Source organism: Thermostichus sp. OS-CIW-29 (genome assembly GCF_054058195.1).
In genome coordinates, this window is sequence record NZ_JBSSAB010000006.1 from 26,051 (window position 1) to 46,475 (window position 20,425).

General features: G+C 60.0%; 16 protein-coding genes and 1 pseudogene. 9 read left to right on the plus strand and 8 right to left on the minus strand.

All coding sequences use genetic code 11. The features are described 5' to 3' along the window. Both ACVWZJ_RS03550 and ACVWZJ_RS03555 read left to right on the plus strand, forming a co-directional pair. Positions 1 to 1,113 (plus strand): glycosyl transferase, encoded by a 1,113-nt coding sequence (locus tag ACVWZJ_RS03550; protein ID WP_457394651.1) that lies wholly within the window; start codon positions 1 to 3, stop codon positions 1,111 to 1,113. 30 nt (positions 1,114 to 1,143) lie between these two features. Further along, complete coding sequence (locus tag ACVWZJ_RS03555; protein WP_011432428.1) at positions 1,144 to 2,445, plus strand: class I SAM-dependent methyltransferase; 1,302 nt, start codon at positions 1,144 to 1,146, stop codon at positions 2,443 to 2,445. A 141-nt stretch (positions 2,446 to 2,586) separates the two neighbouring features. On the opposite strand, the gene ACVWZJ_RS03560 is transcribed toward ACVWZJ_RS03555, so the two are convergent. Further along, on the minus strand, positions 2,587 to 3,282 hold the full coding sequence (locus ACVWZJ_RS03560) for a hypothetical protein (RefSeq protein ID WP_041436270.1): 696 nt from the start codon (positions 3,280 to 3,282) through the stop codon (positions 2,587 to 2,589). Between the two features lie 256 nt (positions 3,283 to 3,538). Between ACVWZJ_RS03560 and ACVWZJ_RS03565 the strand changes: the two genes are divergently transcribed. Further along, positions 3,539 to 4,609, plus strand: a complete 1,071-nt coding sequence (locus ACVWZJ_RS03565; protein WP_011432426.1) for a glycosyltransferase family 4 protein — start codon at positions 3,539 to 3,541, stop codon at positions 4,607 to 4,609. Between the two features lie 131 nt (positions 4,610 to 4,740). Next, positions 4,741 to 6,906: an amylo-alpha-1,6-glucosidase gene (locus tag ACVWZJ_RS03570; protein ID WP_011432425.1), complete on the plus strand. Its 2,166-nt coding sequence runs from the start codon at positions 4,741 to 4,743 to the stop codon at positions 6,904 to 6,906. A gap of 144 nt (positions 6,907 to 7,050) precedes the next feature. Here ACVWZJ_RS03570 and ACVWZJ_RS03575 read toward each other — a convergent pair whose 3' ends face one another. The 3 genes from ACVWZJ_RS03575 to ACVWZJ_RS03585 all read right to left on the minus strand — a co-directional run bounded on the left by ACVWZJ_RS03575 (position 7,051) and on the right by ACVWZJ_RS03585 (position 10,118). Beyond that, a complete protein-coding gene (locus ACVWZJ_RS03575; RefSeq protein WP_011432424.1) occupies positions 7,051 to 8,817 on the minus strand; it encodes an ABC transporter substrate-binding protein in 1,767 nt (588 codons plus the stop codon). A 182-nt stretch (positions 8,818 to 8,999) separates the two neighbouring features. Beyond that, positions 9,000 to 9,473 carry a 2-C-methyl-D-erythritol 2,4-cyclodiphosphate synthase gene (gene ispF, locus ACVWZJ_RS03580; RefSeq protein ID WP_011429179.1) on the minus strand — a complete coding sequence of 158 codons (474 nt, stop codon included), beginning with the start codon at positions 9,471 to 9,473 and terminating at the stop codon, positions 9,000 to 9,002. A gap of 351 nt (positions 9,474 to 9,824) precedes the next feature. Beyond that, positions 9,825 to 10,118 (minus strand): TIGR02450 family Trp-rich protein, encoded by a 294-nt coding sequence (locus ACVWZJ_RS03585; RefSeq protein ID WP_011432423.1) that lies wholly within the window; start codon positions 10,116 to 10,118, stop codon positions 9,825 to 9,827. Between the two features lie 110 nt (positions 10,119 to 10,228). Here ACVWZJ_RS03585 and ACVWZJ_RS03590 point away from each other — a divergent pair, with 110 nt between their 5' ends. After that, on the plus strand, positions 10,229 to 10,663 hold the full coding sequence (locus ACVWZJ_RS03590; RefSeq protein WP_148202694.1) for a hypothetical protein: 435 nt from the start codon (positions 10,229 to 10,231) through the stop codon (positions 10,661 to 10,663). 80 nt (positions 10,664 to 10,743) lie between these two features. Here the strand turns inward: ACVWZJ_RS03590 and ACVWZJ_RS03595 are convergent, their stop codons facing one another. Both ACVWZJ_RS03595 and ACVWZJ_RS03600 read right to left on the minus strand, forming a co-directional pair. After that, positions 10,744 to 12,054 (minus strand): UbiH/UbiF/VisC/COQ6 family ubiquinone biosynthesis hydroxylase, encoded by a 1,311-nt coding sequence (locus ACVWZJ_RS03595; protein ID WP_041436266.1) that lies wholly within the window; start codon positions 12,052 to 12,054, stop codon positions 10,744 to 10,746. Between the two features lie 199 nt (positions 12,055 to 12,253). Then, a pseudogene (locus tag ACVWZJ_RS03600) lies at positions 12,254 to 12,437 on the minus strand (hypothetical protein); the annotation flags it as partial. 221 nt (positions 12,438 to 12,658) lie between these two features. Here ACVWZJ_RS03600 and ACVWZJ_RS03605 point away from each other — a divergent pair. The 4 genes from ACVWZJ_RS03605 to recN all read left to right on the plus strand — a co-directional run bounded on the left by ACVWZJ_RS03605 (position 12,659) and on the right by recN (position 18,696). After that, a complete protein-coding gene (locus ACVWZJ_RS03605) occupies positions 12,659 to 14,011 on the plus strand; it encodes a TldD/PmbA family protein (protein WP_011432420.1) in 1,353 nt (450 codons plus the stop codon). 71 nt (positions 14,012 to 14,082) lie between these two features. Beyond that, positions 14,083 to 15,552 carry a glutamate-cysteine ligase family protein gene (locus tag ACVWZJ_RS03610; RefSeq protein ID WP_457394659.1) on the plus strand — a complete coding sequence of 490 codons (1,470 nt, stop codon included), beginning with the start codon at positions 14,083 to 14,085 and terminating at the stop codon, positions 15,550 to 15,552. A 207-nt stretch (positions 15,553 to 15,759) separates the two neighbouring features. Then, positions 15,760 to 16,794: a M14 family metallopeptidase gene (locus ACVWZJ_RS03615; RefSeq protein ID WP_457394662.1), complete on the plus strand. Its 1,035-nt coding sequence runs from the start codon at positions 15,760 to 15,762 to the stop codon at positions 16,792 to 16,794. Positions 16,795 to 16,989: 195 nt separating this feature from the next. Continuing rightward, positions 16,990 to 18,696, plus strand: a complete 1,707-nt coding sequence (gene recN, locus ACVWZJ_RS03620; RefSeq protein WP_457394665.1) for a DNA repair protein RecN — start codon at positions 16,990 to 16,992, stop codon at positions 18,694 to 18,696. Between the two features lie 35 nt (positions 18,697 to 18,731). Here recN and ACVWZJ_RS03625 read toward each other — a convergent pair whose 3' ends face one another. Beyond that, positions 18,732 to 19,439 (minus strand): ABC transporter ATP-binding protein, encoded by a 708-nt coding sequence (locus ACVWZJ_RS03625; protein WP_457394668.1) that lies wholly within the window; start codon positions 19,437 to 19,439, stop codon positions 18,732 to 18,734. Then, positions 19,436 to 20,254, minus strand: a complete 819-nt coding sequence (locus tag ACVWZJ_RS03630; protein ID WP_457394671.1) for an ABC transporter ATP-binding protein — start codon at positions 20,252 to 20,254, stop codon at positions 19,436 to 19,438. The genes ACVWZJ_RS03625 and ACVWZJ_RS03630 overlap by 4 nt, the downstream gene beginning before the upstream one ends. Positions 20,255 to 20,425 lie beyond the last annotated feature (171 nt).

Consider the following 20,425-nt stretch of genomic DNA (forward strand, 5'->3'; position numbering starts at 1 on the left):
ATGAATCCCGTTCCTCTGTATGTGGCGGCAACAGCTCACGGGTTTGGGCACGTTACCCGTCTGGCGGCGGTCGTGAATGCTTTGCTGCGGCGGGATCCCCATGTTCTGCCCATCTTTGTTACGCCGGCTCCCCGCTGGCTCCTGGAGCGTTACGTGGAGGGGAAGTTTCTCCATCGGCCGCGGGCGTTGGATGTGGGGGTGGTGCAGCCGGATGGGCTGCAAGCGGATCTGCCGGCTACGTTGGCTGCCCTCAAGGCGTTTAAAGCCAGCGCTGCGGAGCTTGTTCGAGAAGAAGCGGATTTCATTCGAGCCCAGGGGGTGCCTTTGGTGTTGGCGGATGTGCCGCCCATTGCTGCGGCGATTGCCCAGGCTGCTGGGATCCCTTGCTGGATGGCCAGTAATTTTGGCTGGGATTTCATCTATCAGGAGTATGGCCCGGAGTTTCAACCGTTTGTGGCCTGGGTTCGGGAGCTCTATGGGCAGTGCGACCTTCTATTTCGCCTGCCTTTTAGCGAGAGCATGGTCGCGTCAGCGGTGCGGAGCACTAGCGCTTTTCCGCATCAGCGGGAGGTGGGGCTGACGGGATCGGATCCCCGCTACCCACCAGAAGAGGTCGCCGCCCAGTTGGGGTTACACCCGGAGCAACCCAGGGCTTTGTTCACCTTTGGCGGGCTAGGGGTACGGGGGTTTCCTTACGAGCGGCTCCAAGATTTTCCCGACTGGCAGTTTCTCACCTTTGATCCGGAAGCTCCCCCCTTGCCCAACTTGCGGGTTTTGGATGGGCGGGTGTGGCGACCGGTGGATGTGATGCCCCTCTGCCGCTGGGTGGTGTCCAAGCCGGGCTATGGCACTTTGGCAGAGGCCCTGCGCAGCCGCACACCTATGGCCTGTGTTACCCGCTCTGGGTTTGCCGAGTCACCGTTGCTGGTTGAGGGTTTGCGGCGCTATGGCTGGCATCGCATTCTCTCGCCAGAGGAGTTTTTTCAAGGATCCTGGGACTTTTTGCGGGATCCCGCCCACCCACCCCAGAGGCCGGATGGATTGGATCTGCAGGGGAATGAAACCCTGGCTGCTGCCTTAGAGGCATTCCTGCGGGGAAGGGATGCCGGGTAGCATAAAGGGCAGCTTCCTGCAGCGGATCCCATGGCCAGCAGCTCGACAGAATCTCTGCGGCAACTGTACGAAGAACTGCCCTACCCCAATGTTTCCATTGAGGCCTCGGGCCGCAACGCCATTGACGGGTTGTACCGCCTAAGTTTGACCACCGCCCAATACGCCCGCACCCGCGCCATTGTGCCCAGCGAAGGCGCTCTCATTTTGAATGCTGGCTGCGGCTCTGGCTGGGAAACGTTGATCCTGGCGGAGGCCAATCCAGGGGCGCGGCTGGTGGTGTGCGACCTGTCAGCAGAGTCGGTACGGGTGACGGAGCGACGCTTGCGCTACCACGGTTTTGGAGAGGTGGAGTTGTATGTTCTCGACCTGTTGGATATCGAACAGTTGGGGTTGGAATTTGACTTCATCAGCCTCAACGATGTGCTCTATCTGCTGGACGATCCGGTGGCGGGGCTAAAAGCCCTCAAGCGGGTTCTCAAACCTGACGGGATCCTGCGGGCCAACCTACATCACGCCTACCAGCGGGAGGTCATCTTCCGCATGCAAGAGGCGTTTCGGCTGCTGGGGCTATTTGATCTGCCCACCCCTGAAGCCTGTCAGCGGGTGCGGGAATTCATGGCCAGTTTGGCCTCGGACGAAATGCGGGCAGCCCTGCGCTGGAACCCTGAGATCTACAAAGACGACACCAACATCCGGGCCAACTACCTCTTGCCAGGAGACAAGGGCTTCCTGATCCCCGACCTGATGCGCATGCTCGCAGACGCCGATCTGGGCCTTGTCTGCTTGGTGGACTATGCCGACTGGGATCCGGCGCTTTTGTTCAAGGAGAGGGCCATGCCCCCCTGGTTGCAAGCTGAGCTGGACAAACTCTCGCCTGCCGACCAGAATCACTTTTATGAGCTGATCTACCCCAACCATCGCCTCATTGACTTTTGGGCGGAACACCCCGGCTCTTCCTTGGTCTTGCCCTGGAGCGACGCCGATTGGCTGGGGGGCAGAGTGCAGCTCAACCCCATCCTGGCCGACAACGTCGAATTTCGCCAAAGCTTCGCCAAAGCCTACGAGAAGAAGCTGGAGTTTGCCATGAATTGGCCGGGATCCAGCTATGGGCGCCTGACCATCTCAGCCCCTCAGATGGCTTGGTTGGGATCCCTGTTGCAGGGGCCAACGCCGGTGAAGGCCATGATTGAGCAGGCAGCTCAGGTCAACACGTTAGAGCCGGAAGCGGCCCAGGAGGAGGTGCTCACCTACCTGGCAGGGCTGGAGTCGTTTTTGTTTGTGATGTTGGATCCTGCACCCGTTCCAGGAGAAGGAGTTTTTCCAATCGCTTGAGATCCCCGAGCCTTTCTCCCAAGGGTAGAGGGAAGCCAATGGGCCGGTTCACGGCAACTTGGAACGACTATTGAGGGATTGAGGCTCTGCCGGGCTGCAAGAACGGTCTTGGGCAGATGTCAGATGGGAAGAGATCCCTCTCTAGCGATCCACCAGGCGCAGCTCGAAGGTGAGGATGTTGGCGGCCAAAATCTCCAAAGCCCCGCCCTCGATAAGGTCGCGAGTGAGGGCAGCTCCGGAGCCACTTTGTTGGATCAATTCGCGGCTGCGGCGCACCGTCTCTTGTCGCTGGGGATCATCCACAACCACCTGCCGCTGATTGGACAGGCTGAGGCGATAGAAATTGGGCAAATCTCCCCGGGTGGCATCAATGGCCAGATTGGTCTCTTCGGGGGCCACACGGAAGGGGGCGCGAGCGGTGAGCAGAGCCACCTGAATATCTTGATCCCGCCCATCGAGACCCTGCAGCTCGGAGATATCGATCTGGAAATTGAGGGTATCGCGGTCACGGGTAAGGCGATTAACCCGTACCTGGTTAAAGCCAACGGCAAACTCTCGTTCCGGCTCTCCAAACCGCTGGATGGTGGCTTGCAAGACCGACTCTTCGTTGAGGGGGGTAACCCGAATGAGGTAATCCCAGTCCCGCACAAAGGTGTACTCGTTGAGCCCCACACGGACGTTGGGATCCACCAAGTTGGCGGTAGGGCCAGGGCTGCCGGCCCGGCTGAGAGCTACCATGTACCAGTAGTTGGGGCTGATGGGCAAACCCAGGGTCATGCGTACTTCCAGCACTGGCCGCGCCCAAGCGGCAACAGCCGTGAGAGCCGTTATGGCCATGGCTCCCAAGCAACTCCACAGCCAGCGCTGAGGAGGAAAATTAAGCTGCGGCGGGCAAGAGCAAGTGATGGCTGGGGTTCTCATTCAAGCCTCTTCAACTCTCCGGCAGGTGGCGGCAGCCTGAACTCCTTTCCTGCTCACTCTGGAACAGTCTAGCCAGGAATGGCGTGCCCTCAACAGGGGATCCCAAGGGTCGGCGGCGGAGCGCCAGCAGAAGTTTTCGTTAAGCAGTGATGATTCGGTGTGGAGGATGGCTATGCGCATTGCTCAGATTGCCCCTTTGCATGAGAGTGTGCCCCCCAAGCTCTACGGCGGCACCGAGCGAGTTGTGTCTTGGCTCACCGAAGAGCTGGTGCGGCGGGGGCATGAGGTGACGTTGTTTGCCAGCGGCGACTCCCAAACCCAAGCTCGCCTCATCCCCTTTCGGGAGCGGGCTTTGCGTTTGGATCCCACGGCCATCGACACAGTGGCTCCTCATATTTTGATGGTGGAGAAAGCCTTTCAGATGGCCGACGAGTTTGACATTATCCACGGCCACATCGACTACTATCCCTATGCCCTGGCCCGTCGCCACCCGCAGGTTTCTTTTTTGGCCACCCTACACGGGCGACTGGACATTCCGGAGCTGCAGCCCCTCTACACCGAGTTTCAGGACATTCCGGTGGTCTCCATCTCCAACGCCCAGCGGCTGCCGCTGCCCCAGGCCCGCTGGGTGGGGACGGTCTACCACGGCTTGCCCCTGGATCTCCACCGTTTCTATCCAGAAAAGGGGGACTACCTGGCCTTTTTGGGCCGGGTCTCCCCGGAAAAAGGGCTGGACACGGCTATTGAAATTGCGGCGCGGGCAGGGATGCCGCTGAAGGCTGCTATCAAGATCGATGCGGTGGATCGCCAGTACTACGAGTTAGAAATTAAGCCTTTGGCCAGTCGCCACCCCAATGTGGAGATCATAGGGGAAATCACCGACCAAGAGAAAAGCGAGTTTTTGGGCAAGGCCTATGCGGTGCTGTTTCCCATCCGCTGGCCGGAGCCCTTTGGGCTGGTGATGATTGAAGCGATGGCCTGTGGCACGCCGGTAATTGCCACCCGTTTTGGCTCAGTACCCGAGGTAATGGCCGACAGGCGCTCCGGCTTTATTGTCGACTCGGTGGAGGAAGCAGTGGAGGCTGTGGAGAAGGTGGGATCCCTGAGCCGAGCCGGGGTGCGGCAGGTGTTTGAGGAGCGGTTCAGCGTGGAAAGAATGGTGTCGGACTACGAGGCTCTCTACCGCCAACTGGTGAACGAGCGGCAGGAGATGTCGCGAAGAAGGCAGCTTAATAAGGCTTAGATGGGCCAAGTAGCAGCTAGGGCTGCTGGGCTGCATCGGGGGGCCCCTGCTTCTTCGCCTTCTTTGAGTGGACCGATAGCAGTAAGCTGTTCGCGTAGGAGACCGGCTGGATAGGGATCGAGAAGACCGAGATGGCAGAAGACATCATCCAAATTCAAGATCAGTACTACATCCGGGCCAGCGCCTCTTGGGTGGAGGCACGCTCTCATGTTCTCAAGCATGACAACTGCTTTGCCATCTTTGACCGGCGAGGGAACATGCGCCCCCTCGGCATCCGGGATCATGGCCTCTTCCGGGACGACACCCGCTTTTTGTCCCGCTGGGTGTTGGACTTGCAGGGAAAGCAGTTCCTGCTGCTCAGCTCAGAGGTGCGGGAAGACAAAGATATTTTGGCGGTGGATCTGACCAACCCGGAGTTCACCACCTCAGAGGGGCAGTTTATCGGTCAAGATACCCTGCATGTTCTACGGACTACTTTTCTGTGGAACAACGTAGCCTACGAGCGCATTCGCATTCACAACTACGGCTCGGAGCCGTTTCGCGTGCCGATTACCCTGCGCTTTGAGGCGGACTTTGCCGATATTTTTGAGATCCGGGGCATCCGACGGGCCCAGCGGGGTCAAGTGCTGCCGGCCCAGGTGAACCCTGAGGGAGTGGTTCTCCGCTACCGCGGCTTGGATGGAGTGGAGCGGCAAACCCAGTTGCAATTTTTGCCGGCGCCGGAGCTAGTGTCGGAGAAGCTGGCGCAGTGGTGGGTGCCTTTGGCCCCGCAGGAGGAACGGGATTTGGAGCTGAGGGTGATCTGCAGCTACGGCGGGGAGGAGATCGCCCCTTTGACCTACCAGGAGGCTCTGCAGGCGGAGCGGGAGCAAAGGGCTTCCTTGCGGGCGCAAGCCCACCGGATCGACACCGGCAATGCTCAGTTTAACGATTGGCTCAACGCCTCACGGGATGATCTGCTGATGATGCTCACCCGCACTCCCTACGGGCTTTATCCCTATGCGGGGGTGCCTTGGTTTACCACGGTCTTCGGGCGCGATGCCCTGATCACCGCCCTGGCCACTCTCTGGTGGTTTCCAGACTTGGCGCGGGGGGTGCTGCTGTATCTGGCGGCCCACCAGGCCCAGGAGGTGGATCCCAGCCGCGATGCCGAGCCTGGCAAGATCCTGCATGAGCAGCGCTCCAGCGAGATGGCCAAGACGCGCGAGATCCCCTTTGGCAATTATTTCGGCAGCATTGACTCCACCCCTTTGTTTGTGGTGCTAGCAGGGCGCTACGTGCGCCGCAGCGGCGATCTAGAGCTGTTGCGGCAGCTCTGGCCAAACATCGAAGCAGCCCTGCACTGGATGGACACTTACGGGGATGCGGACGGGGACGGCTTTTTGGAGTATGCCGGCAAGGCGCGGCGGGGCCTGCGCAACCAGGGCTGGAAAGATTCTGAAGATGCCATCTTCTACCCGGACGGATCCCTGGCAGAACCCCCCTTGGCCCTGTGCGAGGTGCAGGGCTATGCCTACGAAGCTAAGCAGTTGGCAGCAGAGATGGCCGAGCTGCTGGGGCGGCAAGAGCAAGCAGCCCAGTTGCGACAACAAGCGGAAAAGCTGCAGCAGCAGTTTTGGGATCACTTCTGGTGCGAAGAGTTGGGGGGCTATGCCCTGGCTTTGGATGGCCAGAAGCAACCCTGCCGGGTGCGCAGCTCCAACATGGGCCACTGTCTGTTTTCGGGGATTGCCCATCCCGAGCATGCTGCCTGCATTGCCCGGCAACTGCTGGAGCCAGCTTTCTTCAGCGGCTGGGGGATCCGCACAGTGCCGGAGGGAGAGGGGCGCTACAACCCCATGTCCTACCACAATGGCTCCATCTGGCCCCACGACAATGCCTTGATTGCCGCAGGCTTATCTCGCTATGGCTTCAAGGGCGAAGCGGTGCGGGTCTTGACAGCGCTGTTCGATGCCAGCCAGTTTCTGGAGCTGAAGCGGCTGCCTGAGCTGTTTTGTGGCTTTCGGCGGCGACAGCGGGAGGGCCCCACCCTTTATCCGGTGGCCTGTCTGCCCCAGTCTTGGGCGGCGGCCAGTGTGTTTTTGCTGCTGCAGGCTTGTCTGGGGCTGGAGATCGACGGGCTGGCTCAACGGGTACATTTAACCAAGCCCACTCTGCCCCTGTGGCTGCCCCATGTCATTCTTGAGAATGTGCAGGTGGGCCAGGGATCCCTGGACATCGGCCTCTATTTACAAGCGGGGGGAGTGGGGATCAACATTCTCAGGAGTGCGGGGGACGTGGAGTTGACGGTGAAATAGTTGCAAAATTCAAGACATCCGCAACCCAACCTACAACTAAGTTTCACCTGCCAAATGTGGCGATAGGGACACAACTCAACAGTTCAGACAGCCTCTCCCTATCCCACATCATCAGATGCATCATCAGACACGTCATCAGAAGTTCTACTCTTGAATGTAGAGCTGATCCAAATTCCACAAGGGCCCCAGAATAGGTCGGGGATCCACCCCTTGAATGCGGTTGCGCAGGGCCGAGAGAACCAGGGGGTTAAAAGTGCCGATTTGGGGCAGTTGTTCCTGAATGATGATTTGAAACCGGTCGTAGAGGGCTTTGCGCTTCTCAAACTCCAGTTCCCGCACCCCTTCAATAAAGATGCGGTCGATCTCCCGTTCCCAATCGCTGACCTCAACCCCTTCTGCCGGGTTGCCGGGCAAATCTCCCAGATTGAAGAGGTGCAAACGGCCATCGCTGCGCCAGATGTTGGAGCCGTTGTTGGGCTCGGTGCCGCCGCCACCAAAGCCCAGCAGCAGGGTTTCCCAGTCGCGGCTATCGGTGCGCTGCACCAGGGTGTTGAAGGCGATGGGGGTAAAATCAACGGTGATGCCGATCCGCTCCAGATCAGCTTTGATCAACGCGCCGGTGGCCTCCCGCTGATTGTTGCCGGCGTTGGTGAGCAAGGTGAAACGGACACGGTTGCCCTCGGAATCCCGCAGGTGGCCCTCAGCATCATAGGTGTATCCGGCATCGAGGAGCAGTTGCCGCGCTTTTTCAGGGTTGTAGTCGTAGGTGGGCAAGCCCTCTTCGGGGCTGAGGTAGAAAGGGCTGGCGGGGGAGAAGACCGAGTGCTGGATCTCGCCCAACCCTTGCAGGACGCTATCGACGTAAAACTGCCGGTTCATGGCGTGGGCCACCGCCCGGCGGAAGTTCAAATCGTTAAACCAGCGGCTTTTGACGGGATCCACAAAAGGCCGCCCGGTCTGGGGGTTACGGGCGCGGCTGAGGTTGAAGGCAAAGAAATAGTTGTTCAATGTCTGGCCGAGATTGTAGATGGTGAACTGATCCCGTTCTTCTTCCCGCTTCAAGAGCTGAAAATCTCTCCCCCGCACCGAAAACACGTCGGTCTCGCCGGAGCGAAACTGCAGCAGCGCGGTGTCCTCTGAGTCCACAATGCGCAGGATTACCCGTTCAATGCGCGGGATCCCTTCCCCTTTCCAGTAATAGGGGTTGGGCCGGTACACCAGCCGCTGGCCGGGGGTGTATTCCTGCAAGATATAGGGGCCGGCCCCCACCAACTCCTGCACCGGCGTGTCGATACCCCAGGTTTGCAAGAAAAGGGGGTTGCCCTGGCTGTCCACCTGCTCGACGGTGGGCTCGAGGATGTGCTTGGGCAAAATGGGGGATCCCGCCTGCAGCAGAAAGGGAGCGAAGGGCTCCGGTAAAATAAACTCAATCCGCCGCTCGTCCAGGGCCCGCACCTGAGGCAGTGCTCCAGCTTCTCCAATTCGCTGCACATCCCGCGCAGAAGTCGGGATCCGCTCGTTGAAGATGATGCGGTTAAAGGTAAAGTCCACATCTGCTGCTGTCAGAGGCTCTCCATCCGACCAGCGCAGCCCTTCCCGCAAGGTAAAGACATAGCGCAAGCCGTCCTCAGACACTTCCCAGCCTTCCGCCAGCTCCGGCTTGGGCAGGAGGGTATCTTCATCGAGGGTGACCAGGCCCGCCTCTAGGTAGGCGATGGCGTCGCGGCTGGAGCTCTCGGTGGCCAGATAGGTGTTGAAGGTTTTGGGATCCGAGGTAACGGTGGCAATGAGATGGGGCGGGCGGGCGGGAGCAGCACAGGCGCCAAGCCAGAGGAGGAGGATCCCTAGGAATAGGGGAACAAAAAGGCTTCTCTTGAGCTGCTCTGTTGAGGTGGTGTTTTGGCCTGCCATTTCCTTGGCTGAGTATCCGAGCAAGTTTGAAAGGGCCCGCCAGCGCCCCTCACCCCCAGCCCCTCTCCCAATCGAGGCAGCAGGGGGTTGCACGGCAATTGGGGCAAACTTTTGAAGCGGTTGCTTGCCAGTTTGGCAGCTTGGGCAGCGCGATGACCAGGTGCTTCCCAGAAAGCGGCGGCTCAGCGTTCCAGCAACAGGACGACGGCAAAGGCGGCCATGGCTTCTCCCTGGCCGACGGGGCCCAGTTTTTCGTTGGTGGTGGCCTTCACGCCTACTTGTTTGGGCGATAGTTGCATGGCCTCGGCCAGGCGGGCCTGTATGGCGGGGATGTGGGGCTTGAGCTTAGGCTGCTCCGCTACCACGACGCTATCGACATTGGCAATGCGCCAGCCCTCTTGGCCTACCAGTTGCACCACCTGCTGCAAGAGGAGAATGCTGTCTGCCCCCTTCCAGCGCTCGTCTTCGGGGGGAAAGTAGTAGCCGATGTCCCGCAGGGCGGCGGCCCCCAGGAGAGCGTCCATGATGGCGTGGGTGAGCACGTCGGCGTCGCTGTGGCCCAACAGCCCTTTTTCGTAAGGGATCCGGATCCCACCTAGGATCAGGGGGCGCCCCTCGACGAGGCGGTGGATGTCATAGCCCTGGCCAATGCGCACTGTTCCGGCTCCCTTGGGAAAACCATCGAGACCTCTGCCACTTCCTCCCAAGAGCTTGGCTCACGGGGAGAGGACAAGCGGCTTTTGAGAACGACCTCTCTCTATTCTGCCGACTCGAGAGGGGAGTAGCAGATGGGACAAGAAGAGCCACTGTAGCAGTCAAAGCAGATGAGGTGGGATTTCCCGTAGGGATTGGCGCAGCGCTTGGCCCACTGATAATCGCTGTAGCTAAGATCTTTTCCGCAAACGTCACATCTGGCCATCTCGCTTTCTTCTCCTCAAGCTTCCGAATTAAAACACCACACTAGAGAGATGATCCTAATCGATCCCTGAGCCCCAGCTTGAGAGAAACTATCCCCCAGCCCTGTCCAGAAGGGGATCCTGCCGCCCACAGGGGATCCCGTCTTCGAGAGGCGTCCAGCCCGGCTGCCAAAGATCCCGGTTCTTCAGGGTGGCCGCGTTGACCCAGAGGCGCACCTGGGGATCGCAGACGGCTCTGAGCTCGGCAAACACCACTCCCCCTTCCCCCTGTTGGCGGGCAGTGACCTGAAAATGTCGCCAACCCATGACGGGCTGAGCGGAAGTCCACTTGGAGCCAAGCAGATGGGGAAAGCGCTGTTTTTGGCGGGGCTTGCTGCGGGCCATGGGTTGAGAACTTGTTGCCACCCTTGCCTGTGGGCGAGCAGGTCTGCTGTCGGCTTCTGAGAACGGGATGAAGTTGGATCGGGAAGATCGATATGATGGCTAGGGGTGCTATGGCATCCCAACCTACCCACTTAGCCTATCCAACAATGGTGCAAAACGGGCAAAAGCTCGGGTTCTTTTGGCGTCAGGTGTTCCTGAAAGGGATCCTCCTGCTGCTCATCCTGGGCGGTCTGGTTTTGGGAACGGGACTGCCTCTGGTCGCGGCAAGTAGTCCTACTCTCTCCGGAAAGCTGACGGGGCCAGAGTGGCGACAAGCAGACCCGGAGGCCAAGCAGGACTTTTGTCGCAAAGCCTTTCAAGCGTTTCGCGCCTCTCCTTCCCAAAGCTATATCATCAGCTCCAATGTGCAGGCTTTGACCCCAGAAGGTTTGTGTCGGCGCTTGGATCAGTTTTATCAGTATGCCGTCAACGACGAGATCCCCATCAACCAGGCGGCCAATATTGCCCCATTGCTGTTTTCAGACTTACCCCTGGAGCAGCCTTGATCCCTGTGGAGCGCTTGGTCTGCTGGGGACAAAGGCGGCGGGCGAGGATCTGGGCCCAGCTCTCAACAGTTTGGCCGGATCTAGACAGGCGTAGCCAGAGGTTCCGGGGGTGCAGGGAAAGGGAGCTGCTGCAGTTGGGGTTGGTGGGGGCGGATCCCCATTGCTTGGCGCATCAAAGCAGGCTTGAGCAGCGGCAAAACCTCCAGTCCCCACAGGCCCAGGCGACGCAAGACCAGCAACGGCCAGCTTCGGTTGGAAAAGAGGCGATTGGCAGCATCGGTTGCAAAAAGAACCAGCGCGTTTTCTGGGCGGCGACAGCGCTCGTAGGCTTTTAACAAAGCCGGATCGCCGGGATCCCGGCCCGCCATTTTGGCTTCGATCAACAGGGCAGCCAAGGCCGCCACATCCCGCATGCCCAGATTCGCTCCCTGCCCCCCCAGCGGATGGGTGGTGTGAGCAGCATCCCCCACCAAAGCTAGCCGGGATCCGATGTAGGTTTGGGCATGGGCCCGCTGTGGCTCATAACAGGCTCTGGGAGAGGCCGCCAGCAAGGCTCCCAACTGGGATCCAAAGCAGGGCCGGATGGCCTGCAAAAACTCAGCCTCAGACAAGCCCATCAGCCGATCTCGATCCCCTTGGCGCACTGTCCAGACGACGCAACTGCGATGGGGATCGGAGGTGGGCAAAATGGCGAAGGGACCGCTGACCTGAAAGCGCTCGTAGGCCACCTGCCGGTGAGGATGCTCATGGGTGAGGGTGGAAACGATGCACACCTGTCCATAGCCCCAGCGGGATAACGGGATCCCAGCCTGTTCCCGCAGCCGCGAACGGGCCCCATCTGCAACCACTAGCAGAGCAGCTCGCAGAGTTTGCCGGGATCCCTCCTGGGCCAGCTCTACCCGAATGTGATCTGCTGCAGGGGAGAAACTTTGCACCTGGGCGGGGCTGAAAAGGGTTACCGAAGGGCACTCGCGAATGCGCTGCAACAGGGCCTTTTGGGTGATTTGATTTTCCACGACGTAGCCCAGCGCCGGCGCTTGGAGCATCTCACGGCGCAGCTGAGCCACCCAGGGGCTTTCCCCATCAGAGACCTGAATGCGGTGAATGGGAGAAACTCCCCAGGCCTCCATAAGGGGCCATACCCCAATCCGCTGCAGAATGCGGGCTGTCCCCAGAGCCAAAGCGCTGGCTCGGCCATCGGGCCCCACCCCCTGCGAGAGATCCCGCCCCTCGATCAGCCCGACGCGGATCCCGGCCTGGCCCAAAGCGGCTGCTAAGGTGGATCCCACCATCCCAGCTCCGGCAATCACCACCTCGAAGTCCAGTCGCCTTGGCTTGGCTGCTGTCGGAGCAATGGCTAGGGGAGCAGCGGAAGTGGGCAAAAGGCTCATGGGCACTCACGGCAAGTGGGCTTAACTTCCATTCTAGGGTTCCTGCACCCGGCAGGCCGCTAAGGACAAGCGGCAAGTGGGGTCAAAGCGCCACAAAGGATCCCTTTTGATCTCAGCCCCTTTGTTTGCTGCTGCAGGGTGGAATCCCTGTGGGTAGCTGATACATTTACGCTGAACACTGCTGAACATCACTGTTCAACTATGCAGCGATAGCATTCTGTTTGTTTCCAACCAGAATGGCGGTATCCCGCAAAGCTTTGAGTAGAATACCCAAAGCGCAGTTTCCGTGTCGTCTTACTACCAATTTTCTGCTTTGCTTTGGCTACCATGTTGGCAGACTCGAAAGTAAACAGAAAGATCAACTGGTAGTAATCCGTACTGAACATATTATACATTATTTTCAGTATAGTTGAGCTTATTATTGACTAGAGTCATGCTCTCTGCTGATTGTTGCCCAGGGGGAGCGGGCTGGAACGGTGCGCACCAGAGTGACGTTGTTGGACGAAGGGGTTGGTGCTGGGACTCCATAGACGGCAGGGGGTCAGGGAAAAGCAGCTCTGAGCCATAGCCGATAATAGGACTGTCCTCTTGCCATCTCACTTTTATGCCCAGCTCCATCATTTCCCCGGAAAACCTGCTGGATCTTTGTGAACAGGGTGTACACAAGGCATTGGCTGCTGGAGCCGACCAGGCAGAAGTGTTTGCCAACTCAGGCCGGGAAACGGAAGTCACTTTTGAGAAAAATGACCTCAACCTGGCCCGCAGCAGCAGCGAGACCCTGTTCGGCATCCGGGTTTTCTGCGACGGCAGGCTGGGCTTTGCCACCTCCAACCGCCCGGAAGAGCTGGCCGAGACGGCGGCTGAGGCTGTAGCCATGGCCAAGGCTTCGCCGGCGGATCCCCTCAACGGGCTGCCGGAGCCCCAACCTTTGCCCCAGGTGCCCTTTGCCCTCGACCCAGGCCTGCTGGAACTGGATGCCGCCGAGCTGACCCAGTTGGGATCCCAATTGCTGGAGTGGGTGCGATCCAAAGACCCTCGCATCACCATCGACAGCGGCTCCCTCAGCGTTGAGGAAGAGACCCTGGCTATCGCCTCTTCCACCGGCATCCGCGCCAACTACCACAGTGTCGAGGCGGGGGGATCCCTGTTTGGCATGGCCATCGACGGGGACGAGGTGGGCAGCTTTGCCTACGACGGCGACAGTGTGCAGAAGCGGGCCGATCTGGTGCCGGCGCTGGAGCGGGCTTTTGATCGCTTTGTCCAAAAATGTGTGGGGGCGCTGGGGGCTGGCGAGGGGGAGAGCTTCCGCGGCCCCATTGTCCTGCCGCCAGATGTGGTGGAGGAGTTTCTAGGGGATCTCCTCTTTGTCTTGGGGGCGGATGCGGTGCGCAAAGGCAAAAGCCCTCTGGCGCAAAAAATGGGATCCCGGATCGCCAGCCCGTTGCTCACCGTGGTTTCTGAAGGCCTGGGCCTGCCCGGCTACCCCATTGAGCCCTTCGACCGCGAAGGGATCCCTCGCCAAATCACCCCCTTGGTTCACGAAGGGATCCTCTGCAACTTCATGTACAACAGCTACGAAGCTCGCGCTGCCGGGATCCCGTCCAACGGCCATGCCACAGGGGGGGCGGGCAGCCTGCCGGGGGTGGGGCCAGCTTGTTTGAGAGTGGCGCCGGGGACAACCCCCCTGTCCGAGCTCTACGCGATGGATCGAGGAGTTATCGTCACCCGCCTCTCCGGCAGCAGCAACCCCATTACCGGTGACTTTTCTGGGGTGGTGAAAGGGGGCTTCTTGGTCAAAGGCGGCGAGAAACGCCCCATCCTGGAGACCACCATTGCCGGCAATCTCTACGATTGTTTGCGCAATATCTCCGCCATTTCCCAGGAAGTAACGGTTTTCAACGGCACGGCTGCCTTTCCCGCCCTGCGCATTGAAGATGTATCCATCACTGCGGGCTAAGTAAAGCTAGGGGTGTCGAGATCCCGGCAACAGCGATTAACCTCATTCCCAAAAGCTGCGGAGTTGTTCCCATGGGCCAGGAGATCACCTGCCTCCGTTTTGGTACTGCAGACTTTGCTCAGTTTGCAGCTCGGCTCCAGCAAGAGACGAAGTTGCTCGAGCGCTGGTTGGCCGGTGCGCCGGGGCTGGATCCCGCCTGCCGGCCCTTTGCCCAGGGATCCCCGGTGGGCGGGTTTGAGCTGGAGGCATGGCTGGTGACCCCTCAGGGGGATCCGGCCCCGATCAACTCAGCCTACCTGGAAGCGGTGAACGATCCGCTGGTGGTGCCGGAACTGGCCCAGTTTAACGTGGAGATCAACAGCCGGCCCCAAGTTTTGACCGGCTTGGCTCTGCGGCAGTTTCAGCAAGAGCTGGGCCAAACGTGGGATCGCTGTTGCCGGGTGGCCGAACACTTGCAGGCGGGGTTGATGATGATCGGGATTTTGCCCACGGTGCAGCAAAAGCAACTGACCTTGGAGATGATCTCCCCCCGCAAGCGTTACCTGGCCCTCAATGAGCAAATCCTGAACTTGCACCGGCGCGAGCAATCCCAAGCGATCCCTTCCCTGGGGCTAGATATCGAAGGACCGGCTGGGCGGTTGCGGGTTACCCACCCGGACATCATGCTGGAGGCGGCGACCACCTCCTTTCAAATCCATCTGCAGGTATCCCCCCAACAGGCGGCCCGTTACTTCAACGCTTCCCTGCTCGTGTCAGCCCCCTTGGTGGCGCTGGCGGCCAATTCCCCCTACCTGTTCGGGCACGATCTGTGGGCAGAAACCCGCATCCCTTTGTTTGAGCAAGCTTTGGATGGGCCACCCCCGCCCTCCCCCACCCACTGCCCCCGCGTCACCTTCGGGCAAGGCTATGTACAGGGATCCCTAATGGAGCTGTTCTGGGAAAACCTGCATCGCTACCCGGTGGTATTGCCACAAAAGTTAGCCACTTCCCCATCAGAGCTGGCCCATTTGCGCCTCCACAACGGCACCATCTGGCGCTGGAACCGACCCCTCATCGGCTTGGATCCCGTTCCCCACTTGCGCATCGAACAGCGGGTGGCAGCGGCAGGCCCAACCCTACCCGACATGATCGCCAACGCGGCCTTCTACTTTGGCCTGGTACAAGCCTTGGGATCCCAGCCCGTTTCCCCCGAGCAGGAGCTAAGCTTTGCCCAGTGCCGCGCCAATTTCTACACGGCGGCCCGCTTCGGCCTGGAGGCCCCCATCACTTGGCTCAAGGGTTGGCAGGGATCCCTGCGCCAATTGCTGCTGGAAGAGCTGATCCCCCAAGCAGAGGCGGGTTTGGTTCAACTGGATCTGGCCCCCTCCGATATTCAGGAGTACCTGGACATTCTCCGCGCCCGGGTGGAGTCGGGGCAGAATGGGGCCACCTGGCAGCGCCGCTACGTGGCTCGGCATGGTAAAGATATGCAACAATTGACCTGTGCCTACTGGGAACGGCAGCGGCAAGGCCAACCGGTACACACCTGGGATCTCAACTAGGGCTCTCCCCACAGCCAGTTGCACCAGCGGTGGGCCACCGCAGCGGCAGGGTGGACCCTTGCTCAAATTTCGAGCGGGCAGATTCTTGCTCAGAGGGTCTTTCGCGACCCGAGCTACCGCAGCGAAACGGTTCATTTGGACTCCCGCTCCCTCCCACTCTAGGGCCGGAAGCCAGAAGTTTGAATCGAGCCTCTTAGCCCAAACAGCATGCTCACCGTTCTCGATCATCTACCGGATCAACTGCTGGATCTAGAGGCCCATCAGCTTTACGACCGATTGGGTGGGCCAACCCTCATCCATCTGCCGGGACGACGGGATCCCGCCCTGTTTGTGTCCGTCCTGCTGCACGGCAACGAAACCACCGGCTGGCAGGCGGTGCGACAGCTTCTCCGCCGCTACAGTCCTCTGCACCGCTGCCGCGAACGGGAATTGCCCCGCTCCCTTTCCCTCTTCATCGGCAATGTTCAGGCAGCCCGTCAAGGACAACGGCGGCTGGACGGCCAACCCGACTACAACCGCATTTGGGGCTCCGGCTCCACCCCCGAACATGCCATGGCCCAGGCCGTCCTTCAGCAAATGCAGCAGCGGGGCGTTTTTGCCAGCGTCGATATCCACAACAACACGGGCACCAACCCCCACTACGCCTGTGTCAATCACCTGGATGCCCCTACCCTGCACCTGGCCACCTTGTTTGGGCGCACCGTCCTCTATTTCACCAAGCCAGAAGGGGTGCAGAGCATGGCCTTCGGGCGCTTCTGCCCGGCGGTGACCCTGGAGTGTGGCAAGCCGGATCAGCCCCACGGCACCCAGCATGCCTACGAATTTCTGGAAGCCTGCCTGCACCTGTCGGCGATCCCGCAGCGCCCTGTCTTCCGCCAAGATATCGACCTCTTCCACAGCGTCGCCATTGTCAAAATCCCGGATCAGGTGAGCTTCAGCTTTGGGGAAGAGGATGGCAACCAAGAGGGATCCCCCTCCCACATCCGCTTCCCGCCGGATTTGGATCTCCTCAATTTTCGGGAGCTTCCCCCTCACACCCCCATTGGCTGGACGAACAACGGCTTCCACCTGGAGGTGCAAGACGAGCAGGGCCAAAATGTGGCGGATCGCTTTTTCTATGCCTGCAATGGAGAAATTCGCACCAGCGTGCCCATCATGCCGGGCATGCTCACCCTCAATAGCCGCATCATCCGCCAAGACTGCCTCTGCTACCTGATGGAGCGCTACCCCCTGGTGGGCTGAGCCGGGCTGCCAATTTCCCCGAGGGGATCCCCAAACCAGAACAGGTGGTGCTCCCCACCCCTGCAATAACAGACTCCCCGCTGGCCGCTGTACCCGTCCGCCGAGGGATGGTGGGTACGCTAACGTGGGACAGAGCGACCCCTGCAAGCCCTATCCTGAAAACTGCCAACGGCACGCTGAGCCCACGGGATCCCTATGTTGCGCCTGCTGCGGATCGAGAACTTTGCCCTGATCGAGCAATTGGAGATCCCTTTTCGAGCGGGGCTGAACGTGCTCACCGGAGAAACCGGGGCCGGCAAATCCATCATCCTCGATGCGCTGGATGCAGCTCTAGGAGGTACAGCTCGGGCTCTGCGAACTGGCAGCGAACGAGGTCTGGTGGAAGCGATCTTCAGTCCTAATCCTGAACTGCAAGCCTGGCTAGAACAAGAGCACATCGACCCCCTAGAGGAGGGCCTGGTTTGTAGTCGCGAGCTGGTGTTGCGCAACGGCAAGCTCACCAGCCGCCTGCGGGTGAATGGGGTGCTGGTGAACAAAGCCCAGATGCTCAACCTGCGGGCCAAATTGGTAGAGATCACTGCCCAGGGGCAAACCGTTCAAATCCAATCTCCCCAAACCCAGCGCCGTTGGCTGGACGACTTTGGCGGCGAAGAGTTGTTGCGAACACGGGCGGAGGTGGCTGCCCTTTACCAAACCTGGAACCAACTGAAAACAGAGGTGGAATCCCGCCGGCAAAACCAACAACTGCGCCTGCAACGGCTAGACCTACTGGAGTTTCAAGCGCAAGAGCTGGCCGCCCTGCGCCTGGAGGATCCCGACGAAATGGCCAAGCTGGAGCGGGAACGAGAGCGCCTGGCTCACCGGGTGGAACTGCAACAGCAAAGCTACGCAGCTCACCAACTGCTCTACCAAAACGATAGTGGCTCACCGGCCATCGCCGACCTGTTGGGCCAGGTAGAGCGGCTGCTCCAGACCATGACCCAGCGGGATCCCGACCTAGCCCCTCTGGCGGAAATGGTCAGCAGCGCTCTCATTCAGGTGGAGGAGGTGGGGCGGGAGCTGGTTCGCTACGGCGAGACGCTGGAGGCGGATCCCGGTCGGTTGAACAAAATTGAACGGCGCTTGGCGCAACTCAGACAAGCCTGCCGCAAATACGGCCCGACCTTGGCCGAGGTGATGGCCCATGCGGAGCGGGTGCAGACGGAGTTGGCCCAACTGCGAGGAGACAACACCGACCTAGAGGAATTGCAGGTGCGGCTGGACAAAGCTGCCCAAGACCTGGAGCGCCATTGCCAGGTGCTCTCTCAACTGCGGCAACAAGCGGCCTGTCAACTGGAAAAGGCCCTCATAGAAGAGCTCAGCCCGCTGGGGATGAGCGCAGTGCAATTCCGGGTGCAGATCCAACCCGGCCCCCCGACAGCAGAGGGGGTGGATCAGGTGAGTTTTTGGATTAGCCCCAACCCGGGTGAGCCTCTTCAGCCCTTGGCCAGCATTGCCTCGGGCGGCGAGATGAGCCGTTTTCTGCTGGCCTTGAAAGCCGTATTCAGCCGCATCGATCCGGTGGCCACCATGGTTTTCGACGAGATCGATACCGGCGTGTCGGGCAAAGTGGCGCAAGCCATCGCCACCAAGCTGCACAGCATTGCCCGAGATCACCAGATCCTCTGCGTCACCCACCAACCTCTGATCGCTGCCTTGGCGGATCACCACCTGCGGGTTCACAAGGTGGTGCACCAAAAACGAACTTCTGTGCGGGTGGAGCTTTTGGGAGAACGGGAACGCCGCGAAGAACTGGCCCAACTCACTGCCGGCCACTCCGCCCAAGAAGCGATGACGTTTGTGGAGGCTCTTCTCAACCAAGCAGCTCAACTGCGCAAGCAGCAACTGGCCAGTCCCGCTTGACTCTCCTTCTGGGAAAGGGGAGGGGGGTGAGGGCCTCAACCACCCAAGAACAGCTCCAGCACCTCAGGATTGCTCAGCAGGTTGGGGCCGGTATCCTCAAAGCGGTTCTCTCCGGTGGACAAAACATAGCCCCAGTCCGCCATCTTCAGGGCCTGCTTGGCATTTTGCTCCACCATGAGGATGCTGATGCCAAGACGGTTGATCTCTCGCAGGAGGGCGAAGGTCTGTTCTATGTACAGCGGTGACAGGCCGGCGGTCGGCTCATCCAGCAACAACAACTGCGGCTCCACCATCAACGCTCGCCCTATGGCCAGCATCTGCCGTTGTCCACCCGATAGGGATCCCGCCGCTTGGCGTCGTTTCTCTTTCAGGGGTGGAAACAGCTCATAAACCCGCTCCAATTGGGCGGCAGGGTTGTCGCGTCGGATGAAGGCCCCCATCTCCAGGTTCTCTTGCACGGTGAGGGAAGGAAAGACATTGTTGGTCTGGGGCACAAAGCCGATTCCCCGCTGCACCAGTTGCTCAGTGGGCAGGTGGGTGATGTCGGATCCCTGAAACAGCACTCGGCCTGAGCGGATGGTGGCCAAGCCAAATAAGGATTTCAGCACCGTCGATTTGCCGGCTCCATTGGGGCCGATGATCACCACAATTTGCCCAGGGTTCACCTTCAGGTGGATCCCTTTGAGGATGTCCACCCCCCGGTAGCCGCTGTAGAGATCTTGGATGTCCAGCAAAGGGGTCATGAGAGGGATCCCTCCGAAGGCAGAGGGGAGGGTTGGGGTGGGTTTAGGGAGTTGGCCAGTGCCACAGATCCCAAATAGGCCTCCCGCACGGCTGGGTTTTGTTTGATCTCCTCCATGGATCCCTGGGTGAGAACCTTGCCGGCAGCCATGACCACCACATGGTCGCAGAGACGGGTCACCAGATCCAGGTCATGCTCGATGATGCAGAAGGTGCAGCCGCGCTCGCGGTTGAGATACTCGATAAAACGCATCAAATCCGCCAGCAGAGTGCGGTTGACGCCGGCCCCCGGCTCGTCCAGCAGGATCACCCGTGCATCGGTCATCAAGGTACGTCCCAGTTCCAGGAGTTTTTTTTGCCCGCCGGAAAGGGTGATGGCCAGTTGATCCCGCAGATGGATCAGGTTCAGCCGTTCCAGAACCTCTTCCGCCCGAGCTTGCAGGTTGCGTTCTTGTCGTTGCACCTGCCGCCAACCGAACCAAGTGGCGAACAGGTTTTCCCCTATCTGGTTGGGGGGAACCACCATCAAGTTCTCCAAGACGGTCATGCGGCCAAACTCCCGCGGGATCTGAAAGGTGCGCACCAGCCCTCGACGGAACAGATGGTGAGGGGGCAGGCCGGTGATGTCTTCCCCATCCAGCCAGATGCGCCCGCTGCTGGGCCGAATAAACCCGGCGATGATGTTAAAGAGCGTGGTCTTCCCTGCCCCATTCGGGCCGATCAAGCCCGTAATCCGACCGGTTTCGATGCGGAAGGAACAGTGATCCACCGCGCTAATGCCGCCAAACCGCTTGGAGATGTCGTCGATAACAATCACGCCGCTGCCTTGGGAAAACCCCGCCGACCGATGAGTTCAGTATTTCTCAAAATATAATGAGCCCAATGGCCGAGTTTGCCCATTATCCTTCCCGGATTCCTACAGGGGCAACTGCCTTTGGAGGCCGCAGCCAGCCCTACAGCAGCCAAGGAACGGGCGAGATCCTGAGTC

Bases quoted from the DNA above. Each gene is read 5' to 3' on its own strand.
- ACVWZJ_RS03575 (WP_011432424.1), bottom strand. From the start codon at position 8,817: ATGGCAGGCCAAAACACCACCTCAACAGAGCAGCTCAAGAGAAGCCTT.
- ACVWZJ_RS03590 (WP_148202694.1), top strand. From the start codon at position 10,229: ATGGCATCCCAACCTACCCACTTAGCCTATCCAACAATGGTGCAAAAC.
- ACVWZJ_RS03615 (WP_457394662.1), top strand. From the start codon at position 15,760: ATGCTCACCGTTCTCGATCATCTACCGGATCAACTGCTGGATCTAGAG.
- ACVWZJ_RS03585 (WP_011432423.1), bottom strand. From the start codon at position 10,118: ATGGCCCGCAGCAAGCCCCGCCAAAAACAGCGCTTTCCCCATCTGCTT.
- ACVWZJ_RS03550 (WP_457394651.1), top strand. From the start codon at position 1: ATGAATCCCGTTCCTCTGTATGTGGCGGCAACAGCTCACGGGTTTGGG.
- ACVWZJ_RS03625 (WP_457394668.1), bottom strand. From the start codon at position 19,439: ATGACCCCTTTGCTGGACATCCAAGATCTCTACAGCGGCTACCGGGGG.
- ACVWZJ_RS03605 (WP_011432420.1), top strand. From the start codon at position 12,659: ATGCCCAGCTCCATCATTTCCCCGGAAAACCTGCTGGATCTTTGTGAA.
- ACVWZJ_RS03595 (WP_041436266.1), bottom strand. From the start codon at position 12,054: ATGAGCCTTTTGCCCACTTCCGCTGCTCCCCTAGCCATTGCTCCGACA.
- ACVWZJ_RS03610 (WP_457394659.1), top strand. From the start codon at position 14,083: ATGGGCCAGGAGATCACCTGCCTCCGTTTTGGTACTGCAGACTTTGCT.
- ACVWZJ_RS03560 (WP_041436270.1), bottom strand. From the start codon at position 3,282: ATGGCCATAACGGCTCTCACGGCTGTTGCCGCTTGGGCGCGGCCAGTG.
- recN (WP_457394665.1), top strand. From the start codon at position 16,990: ATGTTGCGCCTGCTGCGGATCGAGAACTTTGCCCTGATCGAGCAATTG.
- ACVWZJ_RS03570 (WP_011432425.1), top strand. From the start codon at position 4,741: ATGGCAGAAGACATCATCCAAATTCAAGATCAGTACTACATCCGGGCC.
- ACVWZJ_RS03565 (WP_011432426.1), top strand. From the start codon at position 3,539: ATGCGCATTGCTCAGATTGCCCCTTTGCATGAGAGTGTGCCCCCCAAG.
- ACVWZJ_RS03555 (WP_011432428.1), top strand. From the start codon at position 1,144: ATGGCCAGCAGCTCGACAGAATCTCTGCGGCAACTGTACGAAGAACTG.